At 71.6% G+C, this 15153-nt stretch carries 13 protein-coding genes and 2 pseudogenes; 5 read left to right on the top strand and 10 right to left on the bottom strand.

Annotation, left to right across the window (positions count from 1 at the left end; all coding sequences use genetic code 11):
- Nucleotides 1-20 precede the first annotated feature (20 nt).
- The 4 genes from ABZ192_RS39700 to ABZ192_RS39715 form a co-directional block, all read right to left on the bottom strand.
- Nucleotides 21-734, bottom strand: a complete 714-nt coding sequence (locus tag ABZ192_RS39700) for a restriction endonuclease (RefSeq protein WP_356929327.1) — start codon at nucleotides 732-734, stop codon at nucleotides 21-23.
- 43 nt (nucleotides 735-777) lie between these two features.
- Nucleotides 778-1452 carry a restriction endonuclease gene (locus tag ABZ192_RS39705; protein WP_356929328.1) on the bottom strand — a complete coding sequence of 225 codons (675 nt, stop codon included), beginning with the start codon at nucleotides 1450-1452 and terminating at the stop codon, nucleotides 778-780.
- Nucleotides 1452-1664, bottom strand: coding sequence for a hypothetical protein (locus ABZ192_RS39710; RefSeq protein WP_079033661.1), 213 nt, complete (start codon nucleotides 1662-1664; stop codon nucleotides 1452-1454). Before ABZ192_RS39710 ends, ABZ192_RS39705 begins: the two co-directional genes overlap by 1 nt.
- Nucleotides 1665-2909: 1245 nt before the next feature.
- Entirely contained in the window at nucleotides 2910-3875 is a 966-nt protein-coding gene (locus ABZ192_RS39715; RefSeq protein ID WP_356929329.1) for a pirin family protein, read from the bottom strand.
- A 224-nt stretch (nucleotides 3876-4099) separates the two neighbouring features.
- On the opposite strand from ABZ192_RS39715, the gene ABZ192_RS39720 reads away from it, so the two are divergent.
- Nucleotides 4100-4390 (top strand): tetratricopeptide repeat protein, encoded by a 291-nt coding sequence (locus tag ABZ192_RS39720; protein ID WP_356929337.1) that lies wholly within the window; start codon nucleotides 4100-4102, stop codon nucleotides 4388-4390.
- 66 nt (nucleotides 4391-4456) lie between these two features.
- Here the strand turns inward: ABZ192_RS39720 and ABZ192_RS39725 are convergent, their stop codons facing one another.
- Complete coding sequence (locus ABZ192_RS39725; RefSeq protein WP_356929330.1) at nucleotides 4457-5866, bottom strand: PepSY domain-containing protein; 1410 nt, start codon at nucleotides 5864-5866, stop codon at nucleotides 4457-4459.
- 132 nt (nucleotides 5867-5998) lie between these two features.
- Between ABZ192_RS39725 and ABZ192_RS39730 the strand changes: the two genes are divergently transcribed.
- Together ABZ192_RS39730 and ABZ192_RS39735 are read left to right on the top strand one after the other, a co-directional pair.
- Nucleotides 5999-6643, top strand: a complete 645-nt coding sequence (locus ABZ192_RS39730) for a peptide deformylase (protein ID WP_356929331.1) — start codon at nucleotides 5999-6001, stop codon at nucleotides 6641-6643.
- Nucleotides 6644-6784: 141 nt separating this feature from the next.
- Nucleotides 6785-8377 (top strand): ABC-F family ATP-binding cassette domain-containing protein, encoded by a 1593-nt coding sequence (locus ABZ192_RS39735; protein WP_356929332.1) that lies wholly within the window; start codon nucleotides 6785-6787, stop codon nucleotides 8375-8377.
- A gap of 44 nt (nucleotides 8378-8421) precedes the next feature.
- Here the strand turns inward: ABZ192_RS39735 and ABZ192_RS39740 are convergent, their stop codons facing one another.
- Entirely contained in the window at nucleotides 8422-9852 is a 1431-nt protein-coding gene (locus ABZ192_RS39740) for an NAD(P)/FAD-dependent oxidoreductase (protein ID WP_356929333.1), read from the bottom strand.
- Between the two features lie 118 nt (nucleotides 9853-9970).
- Between ABZ192_RS39740 and trxA the strand changes: the two genes are divergently transcribed.
- Complete coding sequence (gene trxA, locus ABZ192_RS39745; protein WP_020273887.1) at nucleotides 9971-10363, top strand: thioredoxin; 393 nt, start codon at nucleotides 9971-9973, stop codon at nucleotides 10361-10363.
- Here the strand turns inward: trxA and ABZ192_RS39750 are convergent.
- The 3 genes from ABZ192_RS39750 to ABZ192_RS39760 all read right to left on the bottom strand — a co-directional run bounded on the left by ABZ192_RS39750 (nucleotide 10360) and on the right by ABZ192_RS39760 (nucleotide 14409).
- Entirely contained in the window at nucleotides 10360-11796 is a 1437-nt protein-coding gene (locus ABZ192_RS39750) for a benzaldehyde dehydrogenase (RefSeq protein WP_356929334.1), read from the bottom strand. The two genes, trxA and ABZ192_RS39750, sit on opposite strands and share 4 nt — an antisense overlap.
- A gap of 813 nt (nucleotides 11797-12609) precedes the next feature.
- Nucleotides 12610-13647, bottom strand: a complete 1038-nt coding sequence (locus ABZ192_RS39755; protein WP_356929335.1) for a LacI family DNA-binding transcriptional regulator — start codon at nucleotides 13645-13647, stop codon at nucleotides 12610-12612.
- A 93-nt stretch (nucleotides 13648-13740) separates the two neighbouring features.
- On the bottom strand, nucleotides 13741-14409 hold the full coding sequence (locus ABZ192_RS39760) for a helix-turn-helix domain-containing protein (protein ID WP_356929336.1): 669 nt from the start codon (nucleotides 14407-14409) through the stop codon (nucleotides 13741-13743).
- 129 nt (nucleotides 14410-14538) lie between these two features.
- Here ABZ192_RS39760 and ABZ192_RS39765 point away from each other — a divergent pair.
- A pseudogene (locus ABZ192_RS39765) lies at nucleotides 14539-15057 on the top strand (NAD(P)H-dependent oxidoreductase); the annotation flags it as partial.
- Here ABZ192_RS39765 and ABZ192_RS39770 read toward each other — a convergent pair.
- Nucleotides 15054-15153, bottom strand: a pseudogene (locus ABZ192_RS39770) (oxidoreductase); the annotation flags it as partial. The pseudogenes ABZ192_RS39765 and ABZ192_RS39770 sit on opposite strands and share 4 nt — an antisense overlap.

The raw sequence follows: 15153 nt of genomic DNA on the forward strand, positions 1-15153 counted from the left end.
CAGCTCCGTGTGCGCTGGCGTCAGTGTGTCGTGCTTTGGATGCCGAGGACGTCGTAGAGGTGCTCGCCGTGGGCCCATCGTTTCAATTCCGTGCGGCCCATGAGGATGAGCTGGTGATGCTGGGCGAAGTCGATCGCCGGCTGCGTGAAGCCGTTGAGCGCGATCATGATCGGGAGGTCGGCTCCGTGGTGCGGGCGGGCTGTCCCGTTGAACTTCTGCACGTGGCCTGACCCGACTGGGCTCTGATACTGCTTGCACTGCACGATCAGGAGGCGGTCTTCGTCATCGCGGGCAGTGATGTCCACGCCGAGGTCACCGGCGCCTCCGACCCGCTTGGGACGCCGAAATCCGTCACGGGCCAGGAGATCAGTACACGCCTGCTCGAAACCCGTCGCGCTCATCGACGAAAGCTGCTTCATCTTGAAGGTCAGTGCGTCCGCTTCGATCACATCGCCAGAGGGAGCGACGAACGTGTCGCCCGCGTCGGCGTAGGTGTTGGCACCGAACAGGAATGACAGGATTCTGCCGAGCAGGAGCAGCATGAGCAGTCCGCCGACCACGAAGAGCCCGGTCCACCACGGGTGATCGGCTATCAGCCCCCACAGATCTACGGTGATCCACTGGCCGACGTCCTCGGTGAGCCACTCCCAGAGCATCTTGCCGACGGCCAGCGCGATGACCGCATACAGCAGGAACTTCAGCAGCGGGTCGAGCGACCCGTCCTCGTCGAACACCACACCTCCAGACGTCTTGGACAGCGATCACGATCTTTGCCAGTCATGCCGCACGCCTGAACCGGCTCGGGCGGCAGCGCGCGGACAATCCGAGGAGCTCGTGCAGAGCTGCACCGTCCCCGGCCCAGCGCCGAAGCTTTTCCCGGTCGATCCAGTGGACGCCGTGCCGGTCACCCCACGCCATGGCATCGCGGGTGAAGGCTCCGTTGGTGACGACGACAGCGTGATCGGCTTTGTGGACCGGCCCGGCCGTCCCCTTCACCGCGTACATCACAGCTGAGCCCACCTTCCCGCCGACGCGGGTGTGCTTGGCCTGCACCACGATCCGGCCGCGCTGCGGATGGTCACCGATGACGTCGGCGGCCTGGTCGCCGCCGCCACCCACTCTGCGGGCCGCCCAGCCGTCGCGGACCAGCAGATCCCGCAGGGCGTACTCGAAGCGACGGTCGTCCATGGCGTCGAACTCCGCGAGCGTGATCCGCAGAGTGGCCAGCCGCTCCTTCTCCCGACGCCGCATCGTGGTCGCCTGCCTGATCCGCCACGCCGCGACGGCTCCCATGAGCAGGGCGAGAGCCAGCAGGCCAGGCCAGGCCGCCTTCAGTGCGCCCACCGCCGTGGCCGCCGTCCGCGCCACCAGGACGAGCACAGCCAGGGCGACCACAGCCGCTGCGACCAGTTCCGCGGCACCGCGAGGGCGCCGCAGACGTATCCGTCCCATCAGCGGTCGGCCGTCGCGCTGGCCGCCGGCTTCGGATCCGTCGGCGGTGTCGTGGCGGTGGACTCACTGAACCCGAACACCTGCCCCCACAGCCACACGCCGGCGAGTAAGCCGGCAATCATCCAACCGCTCATGCGCTTGGCGCTCCTGGGCTTCGGATTGCGACGGATGTGTCCGCGCACCCGGTGGAACCCGTCCGGCACCTTCGACATGTTTCCCCCTCCCGTCGGTGGGCCGCGGAGCGCGGCTCATCCCAACAAAAGGGTGTAGCAGTGGGCACTGACAGCAGCTGATGGGGCATCACGGCGCCACGCCCCGGTCGAGTCGCCATCAGGCCAGGAGGGCCCACACCGTCACGCCAATTCACGGGGCAGCGAGCATGAGGCAGCTCAGCTGGGCGAATGCCCTTCTCAGCTCCCAAGCGGTTCACCATGGCCCTTTCCGTCAGCCCTCACGCGGCGCGTAACCGTCCGTCTCTCACCTGCGGAAACAGCCCCGGTCACGCCAAGCGGAGCTCTGCCGACGAATGGCGAAAAGCAGCGGAAGCGCACTCACAGCCATAGTGCGCCGGCGCCGCCCCTTCGAACCCTGGTTCTGCGACCATGACCCGGGGGCGTCACAGGGGCGGGAGGCACTGGTAGGCACTGATCAACCCGCCGCCGCGACGCCTCGGCCAACCGAGCCCCCACGGGACGAATTCTCAACGCGGTGTCGTCGCGGTCCTGCGAGGACAGCGCCACGGTTGTAGGGCCGGGCCGAAGAAACCGCCGCTGGCCTCCGCCAGCGCCGGATCCAGCCTTGGTGCAGCCCGGTCAGGACAGTCTTCTGCGGCCCGTCGTCGCCTCTCGGAGCAGTGCCGAGGCCGTCATCGTCGTACAAGCGCAACATGCGGGCAGCGCTCATCACCAGGAACCTTCGAACCAAGATCCGGACCATACCCGGACCAGCCGTCCGCAGCTTGTGGCAATCGGAGCTGTTTTCGCTGGTCAAACTGTATCTGAGCCGTGTACCACCAGCAGACGAAGAACCTGCCAGGAATAATCCGACAGGCATCCCCTTCCGGTGAGCAGTACCGAGAGCGCTCACGGACACGCACACCTTGTGGAACTGCTATAAGACGACAGGCCGAGCGCCAGGTCCTGATCCAGAGTGTGACTCAGTCGCCCGCCAGGTCGGAATCCCTCAGTTGGCCACTCAGCCGGCGGTGACCACCCCACACCACTAAAGGAGAACACGAGCCGTCGACGGAACCTGATGACGCGTCAGTAGAGTTAGCAAAGGGTTAGCAAGAGTCCTGCCACAGCTGCCCACAGACACCCAGACTCTGGAACCGCCCAGCGCCCGAAACCGTAGCTGCGGCACACCCATCCGCTCCCCCGCGAGCGGCCGCCGAGCGGGAGCCAGCACCCGACAGCACGTCACCCGCCCGGCACCGAATGATCCGTCGTTTCCGCAGGTCAACGGGCTCTTCCTCGCGGCTTCAGAGGCGTCGGCGGCAGCTCGGGGGCCGGTAGGGGATCCCCGTCATAGCCCTTCACCTCTCCGAATCTCGACCCTTCCATCCAGTCCCGGCGGGCCTGTACGATCTCCTCCTGCGACCGTCCGATCCAGTTCCAGAACATGATCAGTTCCTCCTCGAACGGCTCGCCGCCCAGGAGCATCAGGCCCGCGTCCGACTCGGCCCGCAGCGGCAGTTCACTGCGGCCGCAGCCGAGGTAGAGCATCGAGCCGGGCAGGACCGGGACGCCGTCCACGTGGGCCTCGCCGGACATGGACAGGACGGCGTACTCGAAGTCCGGTTCCAGGGGGAGGCGTACGTCCGCGCCCCGGGTGAGGGCCAGGTCGGCGCCGGTGATCGGGGTGTACGCCGTGCCAGGCGAGGTCGCGCCGTCGAGGTCGCCGAGGATGAGCGTCGCCTTGATGCCGGGCGCCGTGACGACCGGCAGGTCGGCGTGGTGTTCGAAGCGCGGGTCGGTGTGGCGGTGGCCGTCCGGGAGGGCGACCCACAGTTGGGCGCCGTGCAGGAAACGGGCGTGCGAGCGCGGGCTCTCCTCCGAGTGGCTGATCGCCCGGCCGGAGGTCATCAGGCCCAGTTCGCGCGGCCGGATCGTCTGGAGGCTGCCGGTGGAGTCGCGGTGCAGCACCTCCCCCTCGTGCAGCCAGCTCACCGTCTGGAGGCCCATGTGGGGATGCGGGGGCACCTGCATGCCGGGTTCGTCGGCGATGTCGTCGGGGCCGTAGTGGTCGACGAAGCACCAGGCTCCGACCATACGGCGGCCGAGGTTGGGCAGCAGCCTGCGGACCTCGCTGGACTCGCCCAGCTTGACGTGGCGAGGACTGAGGAGTTCGCGAACCGGCTCGGCTACGACGAAGCCGCGGCCACCGCACGGGGAGGGAGCCGCCTCGCGCTCAAGATTGCTCATGGGTCACAACCTAGTCCGGCGGAAGAGCCCGTCGCGCGTCATTCGGGTCGCACCCGGGCGCCCGCGCCGGTCGGCCGCCCTCATCGAGGGGCGGTCCACTCTGTAGTGGAATATTAAACCAACCCGTTCGGTTGTCGGCCTCGAAGGAGGCACGAGTGAACACGACCTACGACGCGACGTACTACGCCCACGGGACACCGGCGGAGCGCTGGGAGCGCGCGCAGATGTTCTTCGACGCCAAGGACTACGCCGCCGCCGCGCGGGTCCTGGGCGGGCTGGTCGAGGAGGTGCCCGAGCAGACCGGGCCGCGGCTGCTGCTGGCGCGCTCCTACTATCACTCGGCCCAACTGGGGCGTGCGGAAGCTGAGTTGCGGGTGATCGTCGAGCGGGACCCGGTCGAGCACTACGCCCGGTTGATGCTCGGCCGCACGCTCCAGCGGCAGAACCGGCACGAGGAGGCGGAGTCGCACCTGCGGATCGCCTCCGCGCTCGCGGGTGACTTCGAACAGGACTGACCAGTACGTACCGGAAGGTGCCGGGCTCCCCATGGGGAGCCCGGCACCTTTGCGTCGGCGGGTCCGCTACTGCGCCGGTGTCCCCGCCCCGTACGTCCGCCGTCCCCGCCGGTAGGCGATCTCGCCCAGCAGGATGTCGACGGCCAGGAAGGCCGCGAGCGGGATGCCGAACAGGGGCAGGAAGTAGCCGAGTACGGCGACCCCCGCCAGGAGCGGTACCAGGATCTGTGGCGGCACCTGCTGCCAGGCGCCGCGTGGGACCGGGCGGCCGAAGGCGGTGCCACGACCACGCTGCCACCACATGCGGTAACCCCACACGATCAGCAGGATCAGACAGAGCGCGAGCAGCATCAGGGCGATCTGGTTGGCCAGGCCGAACAGGATGCCGGTGTGCAGGTCGATGCCCCACCGGGTGAGCTTCGCGAGCACCGGGTAGTCGGCGAACCGCAGGACGTCCACGACCTCACCACCGGCCGGGTCGATCGCGACGGAGTCCTGCTTCTCGGGCCAGCTGCGCTGCACCTGCCGGACGACGTACGCCGACTTCTCGTCCGCCGGCGGCACGATCTCCACCGGGTCGCCCAGTCCCTCCGCCCGGGCCGCCGCGAGGACCTTGTCCAGGCCCACCCCGTGCGCGGCGTCTCCGGCCTGCCCTGCGGCGGAGCCGTGGCCGGCGTGTTCACCACTCGCCGACGCCGACACCGCCGGGGTGGCCTGACCCAGCGAGGTCCGCAGCTCGTCGATGGTGGCTCCGGCGTAGGCCGACCAGGTCAGGCCGGTCGCCGAGAGGAAGAAGAAGCCGGCCGCCGCCCAGGCGCCGACGCTGCCGTGCAGGCCGAGAGTGCGGCGCCGTCCGTTCGTGCCCCGCACCTTGCGCAGGGCACGGCGGCGGGAGAACCACAGCACCAGTCCGCCGGCCGAGATCACCCACAGCCAGCTGGCCGCCAGTTCGCTGTACAGCCGGCCGGACTCGCCGAGGTGCAGGTCGCGGTGGAACTCGTCGATCCAGGTGCGCAGCGGCAGCGCGCCCGTCGAGCCGTACTGGTCGAGGGAGCCGCGCACCTGCGCGGTGTACGGGTCGACGAACACCGCGAGCGTGTGCCCCTCGTCGACGCCCGGGACACCGGACAGCATCACCCTGGTCGTCGCGTCCGCCTCGGGCGAGGGGCGTACGGCCGAGATCGTGCCCTCGGGGTGGACCTTGCGGGCGGCGGCCACCTGCTCACTGATCGGCAGCTTCCGCTCACCCGCCGGGACGGTCAGTTCATGGTCGTACACGATCTTCTCGGCCTGGAAGGAGGCGGCGTACAGCAGGCCGGTGGTGGCGGCGACGAGGAGGAACGGGGCCACCAGTACCCCGGCGTAGAAGTGCAGGCGGAGGACGATCGGGCGCAGGAGGGCCCAACTGCTCTTCGCCGGGGGTGGGGTGGCGGATTGCGGGGCCTCGTCCGTGGTGGTCGAGGGAGCGGTGGTCATCTGCGGGTTCTCCCGGGGACGTCTTCGTGGCCGTTGCGGTGCAGTAGTCGGACTGAAGGGGCGTCCAGTTCCCGGGAAGTGCGTGTGACGTGCCGCACACGAGGGTGGGGCGGGCCGTGTCATCCTGACGCGATGGGAACTCCGAGCGATCGCGCACCCCTGGCCGAACGGATCGAGGAACTCCTCGCCGGTGGCGGCCCGTTGACCATCGTGGCGGCCGGGGACCCGGTGCTGCGGCGCGGCACCGAGCCGTACGACGGTCAGTTGGGGCCCGCGCTGCTGACCCGGTTCGTGGAGGCCCTGCGGATCACCATGCGCGCGGCGCCGGGGGTGGGCCTGGCGGCACCTCAGGTCGGTGTGCCGCTGAGGATCGCTGTGATCGAGGACCCGGCACCGGTGCCGGACGCGGTGCGGCTGGCGCGCGGACGGGTGCCGCAGCCGTTCCGGGTGCTGGTCAATCCCGTCTACGAGCCCGTCGGCGGCGCGCGGGCCGCGTTCTTCGAGGGCTGTCTGAGCGTGCCGGGCTGGCAGGCGGTGGTGGCGCGGCCCGCCGAGGTGCGGCTGACCGGGCAGGACGAGCACGGGCACGCGCTGGACGAGGTGTTCGAGGGCTGGCCCGCGCGGATCGTGCAGCACGAGACGGACCACCTCGACGGGGAACTGTATCTCGACCGGGCCGAGTTGCGTTCGCTGTCGTCCAGCCAGGCGGTGACGGAGCGCTGGGCTCAGCCGACGCCGGAGGAGGCCGCGCGGGCGCTCGGCTTCGAGCTGCCGTAACGCCGACTGCCGCGGAAATCGGGAGGCGTACGGCAGGCGCCTCCGTTACCGTGACGTCCATGTCTACGCCCCGAATTTCCTAGCCGAGGACCCACTTCCACGCCACCCGTGTGTCCTCTTGCTTGCTCGGAGCGTTTTCTCATGGTCACTGTTCGTGACGTCGACGTGCGCGTGGGCGCGCGTCTGCTGCTGTCCGGCGTCTCCTTCCACGTCTCCCCCGGCGACCGCATCGGCCTGGTCGGCCGCAACGGCGCGGGAAAGACCACCCTGTTGCACACCCTGGCGGGCACCCTGCGGCCCGCCGCCGGGACCGTCGCCCGCACCGGTGACGTCGGCCACCTCCCGCAGGACTCGCGCGCCGCCGACCAGTCGGTCACCGTCACCGACCGGATCCTGTCCGCGCGCGGCCTGGATCACGCCGTACGGGAACTGCGCCGCGCCGAGGCCGCGATGGCCGAGGGGACGGAGCGGTCGATGAACGCCTATGTGCGGGCCGAGGCCGAGTTCCAGGCGCGCGGCGGTTACGCGGCCGAGGCGGAGGCCGCCCGGGTCGCCGCCGGAGTCGGACTGCCCGCGGATCTGATGGACCGGCCGCTGCGCGCCCTGTCGGGCGGTCAGCGCCGGCGCGTGGAACTGGCCCGCATCCTGTTCGCCGGGCACGGCACGCTGCTGCTGGACGAGCCGACGAACCATCTGGACGCGGCCTCGGTCGCCTGGCTGCGCGGGTTCCTCACCACCTACCAGGGCGGGCTCGTGATGATCAGCCACGACACGTCCCTGCTGGCCGGCACGGTGAACCGGGTCTTCCACCTGGATCCGGGGCGTGCCGCGCTCGACGTCCACAACACCGGCTGGGACGAGTACCTGGCCCAGCGGGACGCCGACGAACGGCGACGGGCCCGCGAGCGGGCGAACGCGCAGCGCAAGGCGGCGGCATTGCACGCCCAGGCCGACAAGATGCGGGCCCGGGTGGCGACCGCGGTGGCCGCGCGGAACATGACCCGCCGCGCCGACCGGATGCTCGCGGACCTCGAACCGGCCCGGCGCGCCGAGAAGACGGCCAGGATCCGGCTGCCCGAGCCGGCGCCCTGTGGCCGGATCCCCCTCGGCGCGGTCAGCCTGACCAGGTCGTACGGCGGTCAGCACGTCCTGCGGGGCGTCGATCTCGCCGTCGACCGGGGCAGCCGCCTGGTGGTGCTCGGGCCCAACGGCGCCGGGAAGACGACCCTGTTGCGGATCCTCGCCGGGCAGGACACGCCGGACAGCGGCCGGGTGGTTCACGGGCACGGACTGCGCCTCGGCTACTTCGCCCAGGAACACGACACGCTGGACCCGGAACTGACGGTACGTGAGCATCTGGCGGCTGCCGCCCCGCACCTCACGGACGGCGAAGTCCGCCGGGTCCTGGGCGCGTTCCTGTTCTCCGGCGACGACACCGGCAAGCGCGTCGGCGTCCTCTCCGGCGGCGAGAAGACCCGGCTCGCCCTGGCGGGCCTGGTCCACTCGGGCGCGAACGTACTGCTCCTCGACGAGCCCACCAACAACCTCGACCCGGCCTCCCGTGCCGAGGTCCTGGCCGCGGTGGGCACGTACCCGGGCGCGATCGTCATGGTCACGCACGACGAGGGCGCCGTCGACGCGCTGCGGCCGGACCGGGTGCTGCTGCTGCCGGAGGCGGAGGAGGATCTGTGGAGCGACGACTACCGGGAATTGGTGGTGCCGGCGCACGCGTGACGTTGCCAGAACACCATCGGCCCCCGGGTCGCTTGAGCCGGAGGTCAGGCGTCGCGGTAGGCCTCCAGCAGCCGCAGCCACACCTCGCTGATCGTCGGGTAGGACGGGACGGCGTGCCACAGGCGGCTGATCGGGACCTGGCCTGCGACGGCGATGGTGGCGGAGTGGATGAGCTCGCCGACGCCGGGGCCGACGAGGGTCACCCCGCGCAGGATCTCGTCCTCCAGGTCGACGACCATGCGGGCGCGGCCCTTGTAGCCGTCGGCGTACAGGCCCGCGCCCGCGACGGTGGACAGGTCCACGTCGACGGCCTTCACCCGGTGCCCCGCCTGCTCGGCCTCGGCGAGTGACAGGCCGACGGCCGCCGCTTCCGGGTCGGTGAAGACGACCTGGGGGACGGCGGCGTGGTCGGCGGTCGCGGCATGGGCGCCCCAGGGCTCGGCCAGGAGGTTCTCGCCGGTGGCCCGTGCGGCGATGGCGGCGCCGGCGATGCGGGCCTGGTACTTGCCCTGGTGGGTGAGGAGGGCGCGCTGGTTGACGTCGCCGACCGCGTACAGCCAGTCGTGGCCGGTGACGCGGAGGCTGTCGTCGACGTCGAGCCAGGAGCCGGGTTCCAGGCCGATCGTCTCCAGGCCGAGGTCGTCGGTGCGGGGTGCGCGGCCGGTCGCGAAGAGGATCTCGTCGGCCTCGACGCGGTCGCCGTTGTCCGTGACGGCGACGACGGTGCCGTTCTCGCGGGTCACCGATTCCAGCGATGTGCCGGTGCGGACGTCCGCGCCGGCTTCGGTGAGTGCCTCGGCGACGAGTTCTCCGGCGAAGGGTTCCATCCGGGGCAGCAGGCCCTTGCCACGTACCAGCATGGTGACCTCGGAGCCGAGGGCCTGCCAGACGGTGGCCATCTCGGTGGCGACGACGCCGCCGCCGACGACGATCAGGCGGCCGGGCACGTGCTGGGCGCTGGTGGCCTCCCGGCTGGTCCACGGCCGGACCTCGTCGAGTCCGGGCATCCCGGGCAGGGCGGCGCGGCTGCCGGTGCAGACGGCGACGGCGTGCCGGGCGGTCAGGACGCGGTCACCGCCGTCCGGGCCGGTGACCGTCACCGTGCGCGGGCCGGTGAGGCGGCCGTGGCCGCGGTACAGGTCGGCGCCGATGCTGTCGAGCCATCCGACCTGTCCGTCGTCCTTCCAGTTCGAGGTGTAGTAGTCCCGGTGGGCGAGGACCGCGGAGGCGTCGAGGGGGCCCTGCACCGACTGACTCAGGCCCGGCACGCGGCGGGCGTCCGCGCGGGCGATGACCGGCCGCAGCAGGGCCTTGCTGGGCATGCACGCCCAGTACGAGCACTCTCCGCCGACCAGTTCGCTCTCCACGACCGCGGTGGTCAGACCGGCCGCACGGGTGCGGTCGGCGACGTTCTCCCCCACGGGCCCGGCCCCGAGCACCACGACGTCGTACGCGTTGGTTTCCGTTTCCGTCATGGGGTCAGTCTGGTGGGTGGTGTGCGCCCTGGCCACACGGGTAGGGGCGCGGAATACCTACCAGGTCGGCCGTGTTGTGCCGACGGCTTGACCCACACCAGGAAGAGGGATTTACGCCATGAGCAGCACCGTGGAGCTCACCAAGGAGAACTTCGACCAGACGGTCACGGACAACGAGTTCGTCCTGATCGACTTCTGGGCGTCCTGGTGCGGGCCGTGCAAGCAGTTCGCGCCGGTCTACGAGAAGGCGGCGGAGGAGAACCCGGACCTCGTGTTCGGCAAGGTGGACACCGAGGCGCAGCCGGAGCTGGCCGCGGCCTTCGGTATCCAGTCGATTCCGACACTGATGATCGTCCGTGACCAGGTCGCCGTGTTCGCGCAGCCGGGCGCCCTGCCCGAGGCCGCCCTGACGGACGTCATCGGGCAGGCCCGCAACCTCGACATGGACGAGGTCCGCAAGGCGATCGCCGAGCAGCAGGCTCAGGAGGGCCAGCAGGCGCCGCAGGGCTAGAACGGATACGGAGCCACGTCTCCGCGTACCGTCGTCCAGCGCAGTTCGGTGAAGGCCTCCAGGTTGGCCTCGCCGCCGAAGCGGGCGCCGGTGCCGGAGGCGGCGACTCCGCCGAAGGGTGCCACGGCCTCGTCGTTGACGGTCTGGTCGTTGATGTGGACGATGCCGGTCGGAATGCGCTCGGCGAGGTCCAGGCCACGGGCCGGGTCGCGGGTGACGATGCCCAGGGAGAGTCCGTAGGGGCTCTGCGCGGCCAGGGCCGCCGCCTCGTCGGTGGTGGTGAAGGAGCGTACGGGCGCCACGGGTCCGAAGACCTCCTCCGTGTACGCCGGGGTGTTGTCGCCGACGTGGGCGAGGACCGTGGGCCGGTAGAAGAGCCGGTCGTGGGTGCCGCCCGCGGCGAGTTTGGCGCCGGCGGCCTTGCTGGACTCGACCAGGCCGCTGATCTTGGCGAGCTGGCCGGAGTCGATGATCGGGCCCAGGTGGACCTGTTCGCGGTAGGGGTCGCCGACGGCGAGCGAGTCGGCCTTGGCGGCCAGCCGCTCGACGTACTCGTCGTACAGGGACGCGTGCACCAGGTGGCGGCCGGTCGTCATGCAGATCTGGCCCTGGTGGAAGAACGAGCCCCAGGCGGCGGTGGAGATCACCGCGTCGAGGTCGGCGTCCGGCAGCACGATCATGGCCGAGTTGCCGCCCAGTTCCAGGTGGGCCCGCTTGAGGTGGCGGCCGGCGGCCTCGCCCACGGCCCGCCCGGCCGGGGTGGAGCCGGTGAAGGAGATGACCGGCACGCGCGGGTCGGAGACCAGGGCCTGTCCGACGTCCGGGCCGCCGGGGAGCACGTGCAGCAGGTCCTGCGGCAGGCCCGCGGCGGCGAAGACCGCGGCGAGGGACAGCCCTCCGCAGACGGCGGTGCGCGGATCCGGCTTGAGGACGACGGCGTTGCCGAGGGCCAGGGCCGGTGCGACGGAGCGGATGGACAGGATCAGCGGGGCGTTGAACGGGGAGATCACGCCCACGACACCGGCCGGGACGCGCCGCGTGTACGACAGGCGCGGCGCCTCGCTGGGCAGGACCTGGCCGGCCGGGCGGGAGGCGAGTGCGGCGGCCTCGTAGCACTCCTGGGCGGCGACGTGCAGTTCGAAGTCGGCCTTGCCGGGGACGGAACCGGACTCGCGGACGAGCCATTCGCGCAGTTCGGCGGCGTGTGCCGTGAACAGGTCGCCGGCCCTGCGGAGCACGGCGGCCCGGGCGAAGTGCGGGGAGCGGGCCCACTCGCGCTGGGCGACGGCGGCCCTCTCGGCGGCGGCCTCGACGTCCTTCGGACCGGCGAGGGCGAGGGTGCCGAGGGCTTGGCCGGTGGCGGGCTCGGTGACGGTGTACCCGGGGCCTGTCAGGGTCTGGGGCTGCCAGGTCCTGGTGTCGAGCAAGGGCATGACGCTCTCCGATCGATCGGTCACCGGCTGACGGGTGAGCGGGACTCCCGTGAGTGTGCGGCCGGTTCGGCGGTCACAGGGCGGGACGCGCCGACCGGGCCGCAACCACGCGGGTCGCGGCGGCGTGCGTACGCGCCCCCGTTTTGTTGAGCATGCAACATCCTAGCCATGCCACGGGCTGCCGAGCGGCCGACCGGGCTCCGCGGGGGCCGCGTGGTCGGGGCGGGGGCCGTGCGGTCCGGGCCGGGACCCATGCGGTCCGGGCCGGGACCCATGCGGTCCGGGCCGGGACCCATGCGGTCCGGCCCAGGGCCGTGCGGTCCGGCCCAGGGCCGCCCCCGGGCCGCGGCCCCCGGTCCGCTCCGGGGGCCCGGGCGGATCGAGGGGCCGCGCAGTCCCGATCGGTGGCCCCCCGGTCCGGATGTGGGCCGCGCGAACCGACCGGCGATCCCGAGTGGCTGCCGAGCCGTGGCCGCGCGAACCCGACAGGTCGGCGCGGCAGACCCGCTCCGCGCAATCCCGAGCGGCGACCGCAGCATCCCGACCGTGGCCGCGGGATTCCGAGCAGCTGCGGCGCGAACCCGAATGGCCGCCACGCGAAGCCGAGTAGCAGCCGCGCGAACCCGACCGGCTGCCACGCGAAGCCGAGTGGCCGCCGCGCGATCCGGAGCGGTGGCCACGCGCACCAACCCAGCCGCTCCCGCCACTCCAGGCACTCCGGCCACTCAAACCCCAGCGGGCTACCACGCGAACCCGAGCGCCGGCCACGCGCACCCGATCAGCCGCCGCTGAGCCGGACCCGGCAGGGCCCGGCTAGCTCGACTCGCGGTGGAGCACCGTCGCGCCCAGGACCTTGTGCGTCTCCGGCTCGGTTCCGGGCTTGCGCACGGCTCGGTCAACCAGTTCGGCCAGTTCGCGGCCGGAGGGCAGTTCGAGGCGGACCGTGCTGAGCCTCGGCCGGAGGAGCCGGCCGAGCATCAGGTCGTCGGCGCCGATCACGGCCGTCTCCTCGGGGATGCGAATGCCCTCGTCCTTCAGGGCCCGCGTGAGCAGCATCGCGTACTCGTCGTTGTAGGTGAACACGGCGTCCAGGCCGAGGTCCCGCCAGCGGGCGGCGAGGCGCGCGGCGGCCTCCTCGTCGTAGGCGAGCGGCAGCTCGGTCACCGTGGCGTCGGTGCCCCGCACGGACTGGCGCACACCGTCGAGCCGGGGCGCCGAGAACGCCTCCAGGCCGGGCTCCTGCGGGACGACGACGCCGATGCGGCGCCTGCCCCGGTCGTAGAGGTGAGAGCCCGCACTGTGGCCGACCACGTCGTGGTCCATGAGCAGGGCGTGCGCGCCCTCGATGGTCTCGGGGCCGAGGGTGACCACGGCCCGCGCCCCCGAGCGCTTGAGCACCGCCACCCCGCGCGGGCCGAGCCCGGAACCGGGTACGAGCACGGCCACGGGCCGCAACTCGGCCCAGGCACGGGCGGCTTCGTCGCCGTGCGGGCCACCGGTGCCGTACTGCACCACCGTGTAGTCCAGGCTGCCGAGCGCACCCTGGAGGTCGGTGAGGAACCGGTTGTAGAGCGGGCCGACGGGGAAGGTCGGCGCGGGGATCAGGACCATACGGCTGTGCCCGGCGCGCAAGCTGCGGGCCGCCGCGTGCGGGACGTAGCCGAGTTCCTTCGCGGCCTCGTGGACCCGGCGGCGGGTGGGCTCGCTGATCCGTACGGCGCTGGTGTTGTTGAGGACGTAGGAGACGGTCGCGCGCGAGACGCCGGCCAGGCGGGCCACATCGGCGCTCGTGGGCACGGAGCGCAACGGTGCGGGCGACGGGGGCGCGGGCGTTTTGGGTATCTGCACCATGACGTACGGCATCTTGGCAGAAGCCCCAATGCGCCGATCGGGCGGGGGAGTTGTGAGGAAGCCGTGAGCGGTCACGGGGCCCCGGACGGGCGCTCAGCCGGCCGCGGCCGTGCCCGTCACCCGGTCGACGAGGTCGACCCAGGCGTCCTCCAGACGAGCCATGGGTATCCCGCACTGCCTGGTCAGGTGGTGGATCAGAGCCGGGTCGAGCTGGCCCATCAGGGCGTGGGAGAGCAGTTCGCAGTCCGCTTCCGGGACGACCTGCCGCAGCAGCATGGCCACGTGGTGGTGGCGCACCCGGCGGGGCGGCACGGTGAAGCGGCGGCCGGCGTCCGGCTCGGCCGCCAGTTGCAGCTCCAGTTCGTCCGTGGAGCGGCGCAGCGACGCACAGCCGAACGCCCGCAGCCGCTCCACCGGGGGCGCTCCCGGGCCGAGCGGCGGCGGCCCGGTGAGGAACGCGGCCTGGAACTTCTTCTCGGAGTGATCGAGCAGCGCCGTCAGCAGACCGGTGCGGTCGCCGAACCTGCGGAAGACCGTGCCCTTGCCCACACAGGCCTCGGCGGCCACCGCCTCCATCGTGACGGCGTCCGCGCCGCGCTCCGCCACCAGCCGCGCGGCGGCCTCCAGCAGCCGGGCCCGGTTGCGCGCGGCGTCGGCCCGCAGGCAGGGCTCGTCGGGCTCCAGGGCGGTGCCCAGCTGGAGCAGCTCCGGGTGGCCGACGGGCTCCTGAGGCGTCGGGAAGGGGGGCGGGACGGTGGCCATGAAGCCAGCGTAAAGCATCGGGAACAAAACTGGACCGCGGTCCGCTTAGGTGCTACAACATTAAACGGACCTCGGTCCGGATCGTAACGGCAGTGTTTCGGAGCCGTCCTTCACTACGTGGGAGTCAGCATGTCTGTTCGTATCCTCGCCCTCGTCGGCAGCCTTCGCGCGGGTTCGCACAACCGCCAGCTCGCCGAGGCCGCCGTCAAGCTCGCCCCCGAGGGTGCGGAGGTCGAGCTGTTCGAGGGACTGGCGGAGATCCCGTTCTACAACGAGGACATCGACGTCGAGGGCAGCGTCCCGGCCGCCGCCGCGAGGCTGCGCGAGGCCGCCAACGCCGCCGACGGCCTGATCCTGTTCACGCCCGAGTACAACGGCACCATCCCGGCCGTCCTGAAGAACGTCATCGACTGGCTGTCCCGCCCGTACGGTGCCGGTGCCCTCAGCGGCAAGCCGGTGGCCGTGGTCGGCACCGCGTTCGGCCAGTACGGCGGCGTCTGGGCGCACGACGAGACCCGCAAGTCCGTGGGCGTGGCCGGCGGCAAGGTGCTGGAGGACGTCAAGCTGTCCATCCCCGGCTCGGTGACCCGCTTCGCCGAGACGCACCCGGCCGACGACGCCGAGGTCGCCGCGCAGCTGACCGAGGTCACCTCGGTTGCCTCGCCGTTCAGGGCGATGGCGTACATCTCGTCCGCGTCGAGGCGCCGCAGCTCCTCGGCGATGAGCTCGGAGGTGGCACGGACC

It is taken from the genome of Streptomyces sp. NPDC006235, from assembly GCF_040613735.1.
Taxonomy (GTDB): Bacteria; Actinomycetota; Actinomycetes; order Streptomycetales; family Streptomycetaceae; genus Streptomyces.

Excerpts from the sequence above, each read along its gene's own strand:
- ABZ192_RS39715 (WP_356929329.1), bottom strand. The coding sequence starts at position 3,875 with ATGAGCAATCTTGAGCGCGAGGCGGCTCCCTCCCCGTGCGGTGGCCGC.
- ABZ192_RS39750 (WP_356929334.1), bottom strand. The coding sequence starts at position 11,796 with ATGCCCTTGCTCGACACCAGGACCTGGCAGCCCCAGACCCTGACAGGC.
- ABZ192_RS39760 (WP_356929336.1), bottom strand. The coding sequence starts at position 14,409 with ATGGCCACCGTCCCGCCCCCCTTCCCGACGCCTCAGGAGCCCGTCGGC.
- ABZ192_RS39755 (WP_356929335.1), bottom strand. The coding sequence starts at position 13,647 with ATGGTGCAGATACCCAAAACGCCCGCGCCCCCGTCGCCCGCACCGTTG.
- ABZ192_RS39735 (WP_356929332.1), top strand. The coding sequence starts at position 6,785 with ATGGTCACTGTTCGTGACGTCGACGTGCGCGTGGGCGCGCGTCTGCTG.
- ABZ192_RS39710 (WP_079033661.1), bottom strand. The coding sequence starts at position 1,664 with ATGTCGAAGGTGCCGGACGGGTTCCACCGGGTGCGCGGACACATCCGT.
- ABZ192_RS39725 (WP_356929330.1), bottom strand. The coding sequence starts at position 5,866 with ATGACCACCGCTCCCTCGACCACCACGGACGAGGCCCCGCAATCCGCC.
- ABZ192_RS39705 (WP_356929328.1), bottom strand. The coding sequence starts at position 1,452 with ATGGGACGGATACGTCTGCGGCGCCCTCGCGGTGCCGCGGAACTGGTC.
- ABZ192_RS39740 (WP_356929333.1), bottom strand. The coding sequence starts at position 9,852 with ATGACGGAAACGGAAACCAACGCGTACGACGTCGTGGTGCTCGGGGCC.
- trxA (WP_020273887.1), top strand. The coding sequence starts at position 9,971 with ATGAGCAGCACCGTGGAGCTCACCAAGGAGAACTTCGACCAGACGGTC.
- ABZ192_RS39720 (WP_356929337.1), top strand. The coding sequence starts at position 4,100 with ATGTTCTTCGACGCCAAGGACTACGCCGCCGCCGCGCGGGTCCTGGGC.
- ABZ192_RS39730 (WP_356929331.1), top strand. The coding sequence starts at position 5,999 with ATGGGAACTCCGAGCGATCGCGCACCCCTGGCCGAACGGATCGAGGAA.